The 14,956-nt window shown below is 32.0% G+C and carries 11 protein-coding genes; 10 read left to right on the top strand and 1 reads right to left on the bottom strand.

Annotated features, from left to right (window positions below):
- Nucleotides 1-43: 43 nt before the first annotated feature.
- Complete coding sequence (locus tag BW731_RS02380; protein WP_079345377.1) at nucleotides 44-1,504, bottom strand: MDR family MFS transporter; 1,461 nt, start codon at nucleotides 1,502-1,504, stop codon at nucleotides 44-46.
- 222 nt (nucleotides 1,505-1,726) lie between these two features.
- Here BW731_RS02380 and glsA point away from each other — a divergent pair, with 222 nt between their 5' ends.
- From glsA to BW731_RS02330, 10 genes are all read left to right on the top strand, one after another.
- Complete coding sequence (gene glsA, locus BW731_RS02375; protein ID WP_079345375.1) at nucleotides 1,727-2,653, top strand: glutaminase A; 927 nt, start codon at nucleotides 1,727-1,729, stop codon at nucleotides 2,651-2,653.
- Nucleotides 2,654-2,818: 165 nt separating this feature from the next.
- The gene (locus BW731_RS02370; protein ID WP_079345373.1) at nucleotides 2,819-3,760 is read left to right on the top strand and encodes an ABC transporter permease; all 942 of its coding nucleotides are present in this window, start codon (nucleotides 2,819-2,821) and stop codon (nucleotides 3,758-3,760) included.
- A 15-nt stretch (nucleotides 3,761-3,775) separates the two neighbouring features.
- A complete protein-coding gene (locus BW731_RS02365; protein ID WP_079345371.1) occupies nucleotides 3,776-4,702 on the top strand; it encodes a carbohydrate ABC transporter permease in 927 nt (308 codons plus the stop codon).
- 20 nt (nucleotides 4,703-4,722) lie between these two features.
- On the top strand, nucleotides 4,723-6,195 hold the full coding sequence (locus BW731_RS02360; protein ID WP_079345369.1) for an ABC transporter substrate-binding protein: 1,473 nt from the start codon (nucleotides 4,723-4,725) through the stop codon (nucleotides 6,193-6,195).
- A 107-nt stretch (nucleotides 6,196-6,302) separates the two neighbouring features.
- A complete protein-coding gene (locus BW731_RS02355; protein WP_079345367.1) occupies nucleotides 6,303-6,908 on the top strand; it encodes a YesL family protein in 606 nt (201 codons plus the stop codon).
- Nucleotides 6,898-8,625: a sensor histidine kinase gene (locus BW731_RS02350; protein ID WP_079345365.1), complete on the top strand. Its 1,728-nt coding sequence runs from the start codon at nucleotides 6,898-6,900 to the stop codon at nucleotides 8,623-8,625. The genes BW731_RS02355 and BW731_RS02350 overlap by 11 nt, the downstream gene beginning before the upstream one ends.
- On the top strand, nucleotides 8,618-10,087 hold the full coding sequence (locus tag BW731_RS02345) for a response regulator transcription factor (protein WP_079345363.1): 1,470 nt from the start codon (nucleotides 8,618-8,620) through the stop codon (nucleotides 10,085-10,087). Before BW731_RS02350 ends, BW731_RS02345 begins: the two co-directional genes overlap by 8 nt.
- A 51-nt stretch (nucleotides 10,088-10,138) precedes the next feature.
- The gene (locus BW731_RS02340) at nucleotides 10,139-11,647 is read left to right on the top strand and encodes a helix-turn-helix domain-containing protein (protein ID WP_158080139.1); all 1,509 of its coding nucleotides are present in this window, start codon (nucleotides 10,139-10,141) and stop codon (nucleotides 11,645-11,647) included.
- A gap of 201 nt (nucleotides 11,648-11,848) precedes the next feature.
- Entirely contained in the window at nucleotides 11,849-13,690 is a 1,842-nt protein-coding gene (gene asnB / locus BW731_RS02335; RefSeq protein ID WP_079345359.1) for an asparagine synthase (glutamine-hydrolyzing), read from the top strand.
- Nucleotides 13,691-13,773: 83 nt separating this feature from the next.
- Nucleotides 13,774-14,952 (top strand): carboxylate--amine ligase, encoded by a 1,179-nt coding sequence (locus tag BW731_RS02330; protein ID WP_233120526.1) that lies wholly within the window; start codon nucleotides 13,774-13,776, stop codon nucleotides 14,950-14,952.
- Nucleotides 14,953-14,956 lie beyond the last annotated feature (4 nt).

Genomic DNA, 14,956 nt, shown 5'->3' with positions numbered 1-14,956 from the left:
CTTCCAAAACATTATATTGATAATTGAAATCCCCCAACAATTTTTATGATTGTTGGGGTTTTTTTGTTTTGTTTAATGATTTATTGACACCCATCAAAATCGCTTGTGCTAATCCCATCGCACAAAATAATGTTGCTACAATAAAGGCGATGTTATATCCATGTAGAGTGGCAGATAACACGTCGGCTTTATAAGTGATAGGAGAAGTTAACAATAGGGATTTGTGTGGCATATCTCTAAGTGTTGCTTGAGAGAGAAAACTAATGAGAATCGCTGTTCCAATTGAGCTGAATAGTTGTTTGGCTGTGTTATTTGTCGCAGAACCATGACTGATTAAATCATCAGGAAGAGAGTTCATGCCGGCAGTAGTAACTGGCATCATGACCATTCCAACACCCAGCATTCTAATACCGTAAATAATGGTAATAAAATGCATGGGCGTTTTTTCATTTAGAGTACATAGACATGCTGTCCCGAATGTTAGTAAACTCATGCCAATAATCGCTAAATATTTGGCACCGTATTTGTCAAACATTTTACCAGTAATAGGCATCATGATACCTAGAATAAGTGCACCAGGAAGTAAAACTAAACCAGAGTGAAAGGGATCATAGCCACGGACATTTTGGATATAAAGAGGTAGAACCATTTCTGCTCCAACCATAGCCATGTTGACAATACCACTTAATATGGTGGTATTGGTAAACAGTTTTGATTTGAATACTGCCATACTTAAGAAAGGGTTTTTGATTTTCTTTTGTCTCTGACTAAAAAGAACAACAAGTGTCGCTCCGGCTAATAAAAGAATGAGAACTAATGGATCCGTCCATCCGTGATCGCCAACTAATGAAAAACCATAAAGTAAACTACCAAATCCTAAAGTTGACAAAACAGGCGAGAGAATATCAATCTTGGATGGATGTAGAGGTAATACATCTTGCATAAAAATAAAGGACAAGACAATGACTAATACGACAATCGGGATGAGTAACCCAAAAAGATATCGCCAGTTAAAAGTATCGATCACCCAACCTGATAAAGTTGGTCCAATAGCAGGGGCAAGTCCGATAACAATACCTGCTATACCAAGTGCTTTTCCCCGCTCGTTTTCTGGATAGATACTCAACATAATGGTTTGTAGTAGGGGAAGTGAAATCCCAACACCCATAGCTTGGATAATTCGTCCAAGTAGAAGCATATCAAATGAATTTGCTATTAAACAAATAATGGTACCGACTAGAAAAAGAGAAATAGCGCCAATATATAAAGTTTTAGTACGAATGTTATTCATCAAATATGCACTGAGTGGAATCATAATACCATTAACTAGTAGGAAACCAGTTGTTAACCATTGAATGGTAGAAGTTGATACTGAAAATTGTCTCATTAAATCTGGATAAGCAGTGGTTAGAAGCATTTGGTTGAGAACAGTACAAAAGCTTCCGATAATAATTGTCACCACGAGTAAATTCCGATGTTTGATTTTGACGATGGGGTTTTCCATAATGATTCCTCCTTAAACTAAATATAGGATTTAGATTACGCTGATTTATTGAAAAACTAATGAAAATGTCAGTGTTTTATTATCAAAATTAATAGACTATCTTTTTTATTTAAGTTGAGCTAGAGTTGATTTATGAAAAATACTTAGAAGGTTTGTAAAAATAACATTTTTTTTCGTTTCTTTTCGTCATAATAAAGGAAAATACGAAAGAAGATGAGTAATATGAATGAGGAAACATTAGATGAATTGATTACAAAGAATAAAGTATATTGTTCTATGGGGGCCAATGCTAGCTATATTCCAGCATTAGCCAGTGTAAATCCTAACCAATTAGGGGTATCTCTTTATCATATCGGAAGTAAAGAGCTTATTTCGGCTGGGGATGCTTCAGTAAAATTTGCGATTGAAAGCATATCAAAAGTTCCAGCACTTTTATTAGCAATTGAAGATAATGGTTTAACTACTGTATTAGAGCATATCAATACAGAAGCAACTGGTTTTACGTTTAATTCACCACTTAATATGGAAATCAATCACGACAAACATCCACTCAATCCATTTGTTAATATTGGAGCGATTGAAACAACCTCTTTGATTAAAGGAGATTCACCCGACACACGTTTTAGTCGTTTGTTGACTTTTGTAAAAGAAATTTGTCATGATGAAAGTATTAGTTTGAATGAGGAAATCTATGAATCAGAGTCAAAAACGGGTGATATTAATCGCTCGCTTGCTTATTATTTAAAAGGTAATCACATGTTATCAGGTGATGTGGAAAGTATTTTAGAGGTTTATTTTAAACAGTGTTCTTTAAATGTAACGACAATAAATATTGCCATGATGGCGAGTGTTTTAGGAAATAAAGGGGTAAAACCTTGGGACAACAAACGACTGATATCTGAAGAATCAGCGACTTTAGTGAAGTCTGTTATGACAACTGCTGGTTTGTATGATGAGTCGGGAGAATTTTCAGCTCATGTTGGAATACCGGGAAAAAGTGGTGTTGGTGGTGGTTTGATGGGTGTTGCCCCAAATAAATATGGGATTGGTGTATTTAGTCCACCTCTTGATAAATCGGGTAATAGTTTGGCAGGGATGAAGTTATTAAAAGATGTTGTCATAGATTTACAGTTAAATATTTTCAGTTAAAGTTATTTTTAGTGAATAATGTTTATAAAAAAAGAAAAAAACCTACTTGGAAATGTTTTTATGGAATATAACTATAATTTGTTTAAATAATCCTATAATTTGTTTCTTATAAAAATAAATCCTTCGATTTATACTGTGTCTATAAGTTATGAGGGAGGGAAACAAATGGGCGATAAATTAAAAAAAACATGGTCTGACATTGTTCGATATAAGGCATTAATTTTAATGGCTTTACCAGGAATGATTTGGTTTATCTTTTTCTTCTATATTCCAGTAATGGCCAATGTAGTTGCCTTTAAAGACTTTAGAATATCTCCAGATGGTTTTTTTGCTAGTTTAAAACAGAGTCCTTGGGTTGGATTTGAAAATTTTAAATTTTTATTTGCCTCAAGTGATGCGTGGTTAATTACTAGAAATACATTGGTTTATAATATTGTGTTTTTAGCATTTAATTTGTTTTTTGCCATAGCGTTTGCCATTATCATGAGTGAGTTGAGAAATAAACGAGCAGTAAAAGTTTATCATACGATGTCTTTACTGCCATATTTCTTGTCTTGGGTAGTTATTTCCTATTTTGTATACGCATTCTTAAGTCCAGATAAAGGTATTATTAATCATTTGTTATTATCAAATGGAAAAACACCAATTAATTGGTATGCTGATCCAAAATGGTGGCCATTGATTTTTGTTATCTTAAATGTATGGAAGAGTTTGGGATACAACAGTATTATCTACTATGCATCAGTTATGGGGATTGATCCAACGTATTATGAAGCAGCAATGGTGGACGGTGCAAGCAAGTGGCAACAAATCAAAAATGTAACCATTCCACAAATTATCCCAATGATGAGTGTGTTATTAATTTTAAACATTGGTGGTATTTTTAGAGCAGACTTTGGAATGTTCTACTCTGTTCCAATGAATTCTGGTGCATTGTATCAAGTGACATCTGTGCTGGATACTTATATTTATAATGGTATGACGGCAACAGGTGACATTGGGATGTCAGCTGCAGCAAGTTTATATCAATCAGTTGTAGGAAGTACCTTATTATTAGGGACCAATGCAATTGTTAGAAAACTAGATCCAGATGCAGCATTATTCTAATGGAGGTGAGTAATTTTGAGAGAAAAAAAGAGAGTTAAAAAAGTTGAAATACGCGCTTTTAGTCCAAAAGTGGATTTGTTTTTCAGTATTTTAATCGCGTTATTTGCTATTTCTTGTTTAATCCCATTTATTTTTGTCATTATTATTTCACTGACAGGTGAATCGGCATTAACAGCAAATGGATATAGCTTTTTCCCAAAAGAATGGTCATTTGAAGCATACAAATATATTTTTTCTGGAAATATGTCAGCTAAAATTGTGCGCTCGTTTGGAATAACCATCTTTGTTACAGTTGTGGGAACAATTGTAAATGCTACCATAACCAGTTTATATGCTTATGCAATTTCAAGAAGTAATTTTCCATTTAGACGATTTTTTACACTGTTTGCTTTAATTACGATGTTATTTGTACCTGGCATGGTGGCAAATTACTTAGTAATGAGTAACTTACTTCAATTAAAAGATACGATATGGGCGTTGATTTTACCGTTAGCCCTTGGGCCATTTAATATTTTGGTTATGCGGACATTTTTTAGAAAAAATGTTCCAGATAGTATTATCGAATCAGCTAGAATTGATGGCGCGAGTGAATTAAAAATTTTTGTTCGTATTGTATTACCACTTGCAGTACCGGGTATTGCAACAATTAGTTTATTTGCAGCTCTTGGGTATTGGAATGACTGGTTTAATGCGTTACTTTATATCCAAAATGACAACTTAATTCCATTACAGTATTTATTAATGAAGATTCAAAATAACTTAGACTATCTAGCACAAAATGCAGGAATGAGCGCTCAGATATCCGGTGGTCTAGCTGCCTTACCAAGTGAGTCAGCTCGTATGGCGATTGTCGTTATTTCAACATTACCTATAGCAATAACCTACCCGTTTTTCCAAAAATATTTTGTTGGTGGATTAACAATTGGTGGAGTAAAAGAATAACTATTTAGGAGGAATTATTAGTGAAACATGTAAAGAAATTTTTATTTGCGTCGACTGCGATTGTGGCAACCCTTGCGTTAACAGCGTGTGGTGGAGATAAAAAAGCAGATGATAAGAAAAGTAACGGGAAAGATGGCGATGTCACCACGTTATTGATGTATCAAATTGGTGATAAACCAGAAAATTATGATGAGTTGATGTCAATTGCTAATAAGCAAATTGAAGAAGCCATTAATGTAAAAGTTGATTTACAATATATTGGTTGGGGCGATTGGGATAAGAAAATGAGTACCATCATTGCTTCAGGTGAAAACTATGACATCTCTTTTGCTTCAAATTATGTGGCAAATGCACAAAAAGGTGCTTATGCTGATTTAACTGAATTAGCGCCTAAATATGCTAAAGATGCTTATGAGCAATTAGATGAAGCTTATATTAAAGGGAATACAATTGATGGTAAGTTATATGCCTTTCCAGTAAATGGTAATGTGTATGGTCAACAAGTTCTAACATTTAATAAAGAATATTTAGATAAATACAATTTAAACATTGATGATGTTAAATCATATGCAGATGCTGAAAAAGTATTAAAGGAATTTCATGAAAAAGAACCTAATATCGCACCATTTGCTATTGGACAATCATTCCAATTATCAGGAGATTATGATTATCCATTAGGAAAAGAGTACCCATTTGCTGTTAAAAATGATAGTAAAGATGGTATCAAAATTATCAACCAATATGATGATTCTGAATTTGTATCAAACTTAGAATTAATGCATAAATGGTATGAAGACAAATTAATTCCAACTGATGCATCAACAAACACAACAGGCTATCCTTTAGAAGGAAATACTTGGTTTATGCGTGAAGAAACACAAGGACCTATGGATTATGGTGACACAATTTTAAGTAATGCTGCTGGTCATCCATTAGTGTCAAAAGCAATCACTAAGCCATTAAAAACCACAGCACAAGCTCAAATGGCAAACTTTGCTGTATCAAATGTTTCTAAAAACAAAGAAAAATCAGTCGAATTTTTAGGATTATTAAATAGTGATCCAACTTTATTAAATGGATTAGTTTGGGGTGTTGAAGGCGAAGCGTGGGAAAAAGTTGGCGATAACCGTATTAAATTATTAGATGGTTACAAACCAAATATGCACATGGCAGCTTGGAACACTGGAAATAATATGATTTTATACACACAAGATACATTACCAGAAGAAAAAATTAAAGAACGTGATGAAAGCATCAAAAATGCAGAAGTTTCGCCAATCTTAGGATTTAACTTTAATACTGCTCCTGTAAAAACTGAAATTACTAATATTGCAAATGTGATGAATCGTTATAAAGCAAGTTTAAATACAGGAACAGTTGATCCAAAAGAAACATTACCAAAATTAAATAAAGATTTGGAAACAGCAGGATGGGATAAAGTACAAAAAGAAATGCAATCTCAATTGGATGACTTTTTAAAGACAAGTAAATAACAATGAAAGACTGAAACGAGCAAAAAGAGTTTCAGTCTTTTCACATTATTATCATTAAACAGAGATTAAATAATGGTATGATATAAAAAATAGAAGAGGTGAAAGTGATGATTGACAAAGGATTTAAAGGCGTATGGTTAATAGTTAAATTAAATTTATTATTTGTTCTATTTAGTTTATGTGGACTAGTTGTGTTTGGTGTGGGTCCAGCACTTCAAATGATGAATGATTTATTTGTTGAGTCTGAATTTGATTACAAAGAAATAACGTTTCATAAAGCGTGGATATCATTTAAAAGTCATTTTGTGCGGAGTAACCAATTATTTTGGTTATACAATGGCTGTTTAGCTATTTTATTTTATAATTTATACTTATCTGTCCAGCTTAAGGGTTTGTTATGGTTAATAATCGACTTTTTATTATTAACCATGAGTTTACTCATTTTCGTGTCTTATCAATATGTATTAGTGTATGAATCAGAGTATGAGTTACCGATGTTACAGTTAATTAAATTATCGTGCATTAGTGTCTTTTTAAGTTTTTCTTCTTTTTTAAAATTATTAATTGGGATTGCTATTATTTTAGGATTTAGTTGGGGAATGAAAGGCTTATTGCTTTTTGCTACTTTTGCACTGTGGACAGCATGGAATAATATTGCAACAAAACATAACCGAGAGTTTGTTGAAAAAAGGTTAGTGGGAAATGAAAGCTAGATTACATCGTTTATTTTCAAAAAATATTTTAATGAATCAATTAATGACAATTTATAGTTTTTTATTAGTTGGGTCAATTGGGATTATCTTAATTGGCTACACGATTTTGACCGTTAATTTTGCAAAAGACGATTCTAAAAAGGTGTTAGATACGGTCTCTAGAGAATTAGCAGCCTCTATTCAGGTGAAAGATGCAACATTATCAGGTATTCTGTGGGATATTGCGTTAACCCCAAATCAATTTGATAATTTAAATCAATTTATGACGTTACCAATTAGTGAATATGTAGAATATTCATTGGATAATTGGCGTGAGACGCAAAACAATGACTTTTTCCCAAATGTTTTAAATAATTTATTCTATAGTTTTCCTTCTATTCAAACAATTGATATTGTATGGGATGGCAGAAAAGATTATTTGCACGCAGACACAAAAAAAACAAATGGGGTATTTTTACAGGGAAAACCGATGTTGTCTAAAAAATTTACGTTATCACGTCCCATTCCAATACCAAATACACGAGAAATAGTTGGACATATTTACGTAACGTTTGATGATATGTTTTTATCAAAAGACTTGGCTAATGATTATGCTATAAAAACGTTTGTATTTGATACAGGACATCAAGTAGTATATGAGCATGGTACTTCACTTCATAACCCCAAAATAAAAAAAATAGTGGAAGAGTTTCAAAAAACAGGCGACCTAGATAGAACAATATTACAAAAAGAAGCAGTCTTTAGTGATGAAGTAGTTAAGGGATTAACTGTGTTAACTATTTTAGATAAATCAAACGTGACGAAAGATATATTACGCTCTCTAGTTCCAGTATGGGGAGTGGGGTTATTTGTTATTGCCTTTTTATTAGTCAGTTTAAAAAGGGTATTTAGTAACTATGCAAAAAAAGTAAACAGTATTGTATCAGTTACTAAAGAAGTTAGTCAGGGAAATTTATCAGCGCAAATTGATACAACAGATATGAAAATGGAATTATGTGATTTATCAGATGCGGTGAATGATATGATTGTGAGTTTAAATCAATATATTCAAGATGTTTATGTTTTAGAGGTTAAACAACGGGATGCTCATTTGCGCGCATTACAGTCACAAATTAACCCTCATTTTATGTATAATACATTAGAATATATTCGCATGTATGCGATTAGTAAGGATCAAATGGAGTTGGCAGATGTTGTGTTTGCTTTTTCGTCACTGTTACGAAATAACATTGATCAATCTAAAACGATTGATTTAGAAGCAGAATTACGCTTTTGTGAAAAATATGTGTATTTGTATCAAATGCGTTTTCCAGACAGTATTGCGTATCACTTTATTATTGATGAATCACTCAAAAATTTTATGATTCCAAAATTTATGATTCAACCATTGATAGAAAATTATTTTATACATGGAATGGATCATTCGCGTATTGATAATGCTATCAGTGTTCGAGCAACGACACATGACTCTTATGTTGAAATTTTAGTGGAAGATAATGGAAAAGGGATTACAACAAAAAGATTGAAAGAAGTAACTGAAAAGCTAGAAGGCAGTGATAAATTATTATCTGGCTCGATTGGGTTGGAAAATGTATATCAGCGTATGCAAAATTACTTTTCAAATGGAGTTGAATTAATGATCGAATCACAAATTGGCGTGGGAACTAAAATACAAATCATTATTTACCAATCAAAGGATGTGAGTGTGGATGTATAGCGTTTTGTTAGTTGATGACGAGTACATGATTTTAGAGGGGTTAAAAAAAATTATTCCATGGAACGATTTAGGATTTGATGTCGTTTCTACTTGTCGTAGAACAGATGATGCGATTCGTTATCTAGATAGTCATTCTGTTGATTTAGTGATTACAGATGTTAATATGCCAGAAAAATCAGGTATTGATTTGATTCATTACATGAAAGAAAAAGGAATAACTTCAGAAATACTCATTTTATCTGGGTACCAAGAATTTATGTATGTAAAGCAAGGGCTCGAACTTGGCATTAAAGGTTATCTATTAAAACCAGTGGATAAAAATGAACTAACTGAAAAAGTAATGATGATAAAAGAAGAGCTAAATCATGATAGACAAGAAAAACAAAAAGAACGTTTATATAATGAAATGTTATTAATTAGATGGTTAAATGATGAGTTAAATGAATCAGAATACCATAATTTTATTCAGCATTTTGATGTTGATAAACTTGATGATTATGCTGTTATTATCTGTGCCAATGACATTTATACGGATACTATAAGGCAATATAGTTTGGCTATGGGACAAAAATTATGTGTAATCCAAGAAAATGAAGACACGTTTTATACGATTATTATTTATCATGGCTCTAAAAACGGCTTATCAACTTTTTTATTACAGATGGATCAAACAATAGAAGAAGATTATCAATTAAGTGTGGGGGAATTGGTGCAGGAGTGGGAAAATGTTTATGAAAGTTATGAACAAGCTTTAGCTATGATGACTTTTTCAGTGTTTTATGATAATAAACAGGTTTTGAGTAACTCATCAAAAAACGTGTTTAATCTACTTGATGATGAGACATTTGAGTTTATGTCTTTTAATAAAGCATTAATGGTTGGTGATATGAATGAGACAATTATCAAATTAAAAGGGATATTCTCTCAAATGCGACAACTTGCTTTTTTACCGGATAATGTTCGCCATGTATCATTTTTATTATTTACTGATATATATCGTCGCTTCCCTTCATTAAGTGTGGCTATTTACAATGAAACATTAGAAAAAATAAAACAATCTCATAGTATTAAAGAGTTGGAAGATTGGCTGATTTATTTACTTGAACTTACTGAAAGTATGGATGGAAAAGTACAACGCTACTCAGAGTTAGTTCAAAAGTGTATGGATATTATTGATAAAGATTTTAAAGAGGACTTAACACTGAAAAGATTATCCGAAGAGCTTCATGTTAATTCCGTCTATTTAGGCCAGCTAGTCAAAAAAGAAACAGGACGTAGTTTTGCTCAGGTATTAAATCAGCTGCGAATCGAAAAGGCTCAAGATATGTTACTAAATACGAATTTGACGATTAATGAGATATCGTTTGAAATAGGGTATAATAATATGACCTATTTTTTAAAAATGTTTCGTAAATTAAATGGTATGACGCCAAAAGAATTCAGAGAAAAGTATCAAAAATAATATATAATCATGATATGATGAAAAAATAGTATACAATAAAGTGGTGAGATGATGGAAAAGCAAATGTTTCGATTATTAAATCCGACAAATCAACAATTATTGGAAATATTATCTTTTATTTCGGAAAACAAGCGATGGTATACAACCAAAGAAATAGGACTTCAAATCAATATGGTTGAAAGAACGGTACAAAGGTATATACAGCAAATTCGTGATATAACGGATATATTTAATCAAACATCTAAAGTGAAAGTTGTTATTAAATATGAAAAATATCGGGGGATTTGTTTAGATAGTGAATCAGGTTATATGGATTTAAAAAATTATATTTTTGAAAAAGATGAAACTATCCAGTTGTTGAAGCACCTTATAGTAGAAGATGGGATAAATATTGAACGATATGCATTGGATAATTACACTAGTGTCCATGCTGTGAAGGCATCTTTAAAAAAAATTAAATTAATGTTTGAATTATATGATTTAAGCTTATCAAGGCAAACATATTCTATAGTAGGAAATGAAAAACAGATTCGATTAATTATTTATATTATGATGTGGACGCTTTATAAAGGAATTAAATGGCCATTTAAAACAATTAATGAAACCATTATTTATCAAACAGTAGATTTGTTTTCCGAAACGAATCATCTACAATTTTCAGTTATTCAGCGTAAACAATTAGCGTATGTGTTATCAACTAACTTAATCCGGTTACGAAAAAAGCATTTTGTGATGATGGAGGAATCTTGGAAGAATTATGTTGACATTAGTACTTTAATCGAAAAGTTATCATTTTTAAAAAATGTGATGCAGGAGTTTCATATTTATTGTGAATCTGAAATTTATTTTTATGCTGTTGTAGCTCAAATAAAAACAAAATTCTATGAATCAAGTGTCTTTAAACAAGAAATATTAGGCTATCATAAAATGAAACAGTCTGATGTATATCAAGCAACGATGGAATTCATGAGAGTGTTTCAAGAGACTTTCGTACAGATACCAAAAGATTTAAAGGAACGTTTTTTTATTACGAGTTTTTGTGCTCACATGTTTTGTCGCTTATTTAAGCGTGTTCATGTAGATGTTGATGGTTATTACGTTATGAGTGAGGTGAATGATAGATACCCTGTATTAAAACATAAGGTATTATCTACCGTGAGACAGTTGTATGATCAAACAGGTAATGATTTATTTTTAATGGAAGACTTTTTACTACAAAAGTATATTTTATTATTTTCATCGGTTTTACCTTTAACATATTATGAACCAGAAATTGTCATTTATTTGGATACTGACTTACCCTATTTTATTGCTAAGGATATTGAAGAACGGATTTTATATCGTTATAAGTATGATTATCATATTGTATTCAAGAAATTGACTGACACACAGATAATTGACTTGATGTTAACGAATATCCCAAACACATTAGAAGAGATGAACCGCTATTCATCGCATGTTCAGTTATTTGATTATCCTATAAAAGAAAGAGATTTAATAGATATTGGTAAAAAGTTACAGTATTTAGCTCAAGAAAAAAGTGAGATAACCATACTTTAAGGGATTTTTATTTCTTGAAGTATGTTTTTTTGGGTAAATTCTTAATAAAATATTAACAGAATTATAGGGTTATTTTATTTTAATTTGGAAGTATCTATTATATACTTTAATTTACAAGTAATTTGCAGTATACTTGATAGTTGAGGAATCATGCGTTACTTATGATTAGAAGTTTTATTTATAAAATTGGAGGACGAAAACATGTGTGGATTTGTCGGATATATGAACCAACCAGGTATTGATCCAACAGTCATCAAAAAAATGGCGGATCGAATTGTACATAGAGGACCAGATGATGAAGGATTTTACCAAGATGACGCTATCTCAATGGGATTTAGACGCCTATCAATTATCGATTTAAATCATGGACAACAACCTATGACTAACCAAACAAACACAAAAGTATTAACGTTTAATGGTGAAATATATAATTATGTAGAATTAAGAGAAGAGTTACAAGAATTAGGGTATGAATTTAAGACAGAAGTGGATTCTGAAGTATTGATTCATGGCTATGATGCTTGGAAAGAAGGATTATTAGACCGTATTCGTGGGATGTACGCGTTTGTTATTTATGATTCTGAAACTGGCGAAGTATTTGGTGCTCGTGATCATTTTGGTATCAAACCACTTTATTACTTTAAAAATGAAGACACCTTTATGTGGGCGTCAGAAATTAAAGCCTTTTTAGATCACCCATCATTCGTTAAAGAATTAAATGAAGAGTTATTACCAATTCATCTAAGTTTTGAATACATTCCAAGTGACGAAACATTATTCAAAAATGTTTATAAAGTCAATCCAGGTCATTATTTCAAATTTAAAGATAACGATTTAGAAGTGAATGAATACTATCACTTCACATTTGAAGAAGAGAAAAAAATGACAATGGATGAAGCAAAACGTGACATCATTGAAACAGTTGATGAATCAGTGAAAAAACATATGATTGCTGACGTTGAAGTGGGAAGTTTCTTATCAAGTGGGATTGATTCAAGCTACATTTTAAATGAAGCATCACAAGATAGAGATATCCAATCATTTTCATTAGGATTTGAAGATAAAAACATCAGTGAATTAGAATGGGCACAAGAATTTGCAAAAGAAATTGACCAAAAAAATACAGCTATCATGATTAATGATGACGATTTCTTTGGGATTATTCCTAAAGCAATGTATCACATGGATGAGCCTTTATCTAATCCTTCTGCGATTCAATTGTATTTCTTATCAAAAGAAACAAGTAAGCATGTAAAAGTTGCTTTATCAGGTGAAGGTGCAGATGAATTCTTTGGTGGGTATAATACTTACTTAGAAGCAGGAACATTTAGAAAATATGAGAAATTTACGACACGTAATATGCGTCAATTGTTTGCTCAAACAGCGAAACGTTTGCCACATTTCCATGGTCGTCGATTCTTAATTCGTGGTGCGCAAGATATTAGCGAACGTTATTATCGTGTAAATTATGTGTTTAATGAAGCAGAAAGAAATGATTTATTGAAAAATACGCGTTACAATAAATCCTCATCTCTTTATGTTAAAGATTTATTTGATGAAGCAAAAAGTAAAGATGATGTGACTAAAATGCAACATTTTGATATTCATGGTTGGTTAGCTTATGATATTTTACATAAAGCAGACCGTATGAGTATGGCAAATTCTTTAGAAGTTAGAACACCTTTAGTGGATAAAGAAGTGGCTGAAATTGCGAAAAGAATGCCTACAGACACACGTGTAGATATGAAAAATGGTGTCACAAAAATTGCTTGGCGTGAAGCCTCAGAAGCAAAATTACCCGATCGCATTGTCAATCGTGAAAAACTAGGATTCCCATCACCTCTAGCTTCTTGGTTAAAAGAAGATAAATACCAAGAGATGTTAAAAGAGGCATTTAACTCTGATATAGCTGAAAAATTCTTTAATGTGGACTACCTAAATCGTTTATTGGAAGAACAAAAACAAGGAATAGCAAATATGCAAAAAATATTTACTATTTACACGTTTATTGTTTGGTATCAAGTTTATTTTATTGAAAATTAATTAAAAGAAGGGAACCGATTGTATTGACTCAGAAAAAAGAGTTTATCCCCGTATTACTCGGTGGAGACTTGAATCTATATGGCATGGCCCGCTCATTTTATGACATTACCAATAAACCTGTCCGGACAATCGCCAGTGCATCGATTGCGCCAACCAAACACACAAAAATACTGGCTATTGAAGTAGTGCCGAATTTTGACACAGACCCAACATTTATCGAAACAATGAGAGAAGTTGCAAAAGAATATAAAGATTCTGATGTCCCAGTCATTTTGATGGGGATGGGAGATTGGTATACTGAACTTATCTCAAAACATCTTGAAGAATTATCTGAAACGTTTGTTTGTCCCTACATCAACAAAGAGTTGGAAAAACAATTAGTTAATAAACAAGATTTTTACGAGGTTTGTGAGAGATACAATTTGCCGTATCCTAAAACAAAAATTATCACTCGCCGTATGGTAGAAAATTCAGAGGCAACACAGCCTTTTGATTTTCCGATTGCGTTAAAACCAGCAAACAGTGTGTCTTGGAACGATTTTACTGACCCAATTAAAGAAAAAGTTTATATCATTGATAATATGACAGAATATAACCGTGTCATTCATGGTATATATGGTGCAGGTTATAAAGATAACTTAATTTTACAAGAATTTGTTGAAGGCAACGAAAGCCCGATGCGTGTGTTAAATTGTTATGTTGATAAAAATCATCAAGTAAAAATGATGTGCTTAGGTCATCCGTTACTTGAAGATCCAACACCACTTGGTATCGGAAATTATTTAGCAATTATGCCTGATTACAATGAAGCTATTTACAAGCAAGTAAAAGACTTTTTAGAAGATATTGAATACACTGGATTTGCAAACTTTGACTTGAAATATGATATCAAAGATAATACATATAAATTCTTTGAAATTAATTTAAGACAAGGTAGAAGTAGTTTCTTTGTCACGTTAAACGGCTTGAATTTAGCTGAGTGGGTAGTAAGAGATTATATCTATGATGACTTAAAGGATAGCGAACCTGTTTTTGCGAATATTCCGGAAGAACAAGGTAAATTATGGCTAAATGTCCCAATCGATATTTTTGACAAATACGTGCCTGAGACGCATTATAAAGATATTGCACGAGACATGATTGCTGATAAACGCTATGGCTACACATTCTATTATGATGGTGACCGTAGCATTAAACGTTACATGCTACTTCAACGCATGTTTAGATATTATCGAAAAGCCTTTAAAAAATATGGTAAGTAAGGTG

This window comes from Vagococcus martis (assembly GCF_002026305.1).
Lineage (GTDB): Bacteria > Bacillota > Bacilli > Lactobacillales > Vagococcaceae > Vagococcus > Vagococcus martis.
The sequence above is the reverse complement of the archived record's forward strand: the minus strand, read 5'-3'. Positions and strand labels throughout refer to the sequence as shown.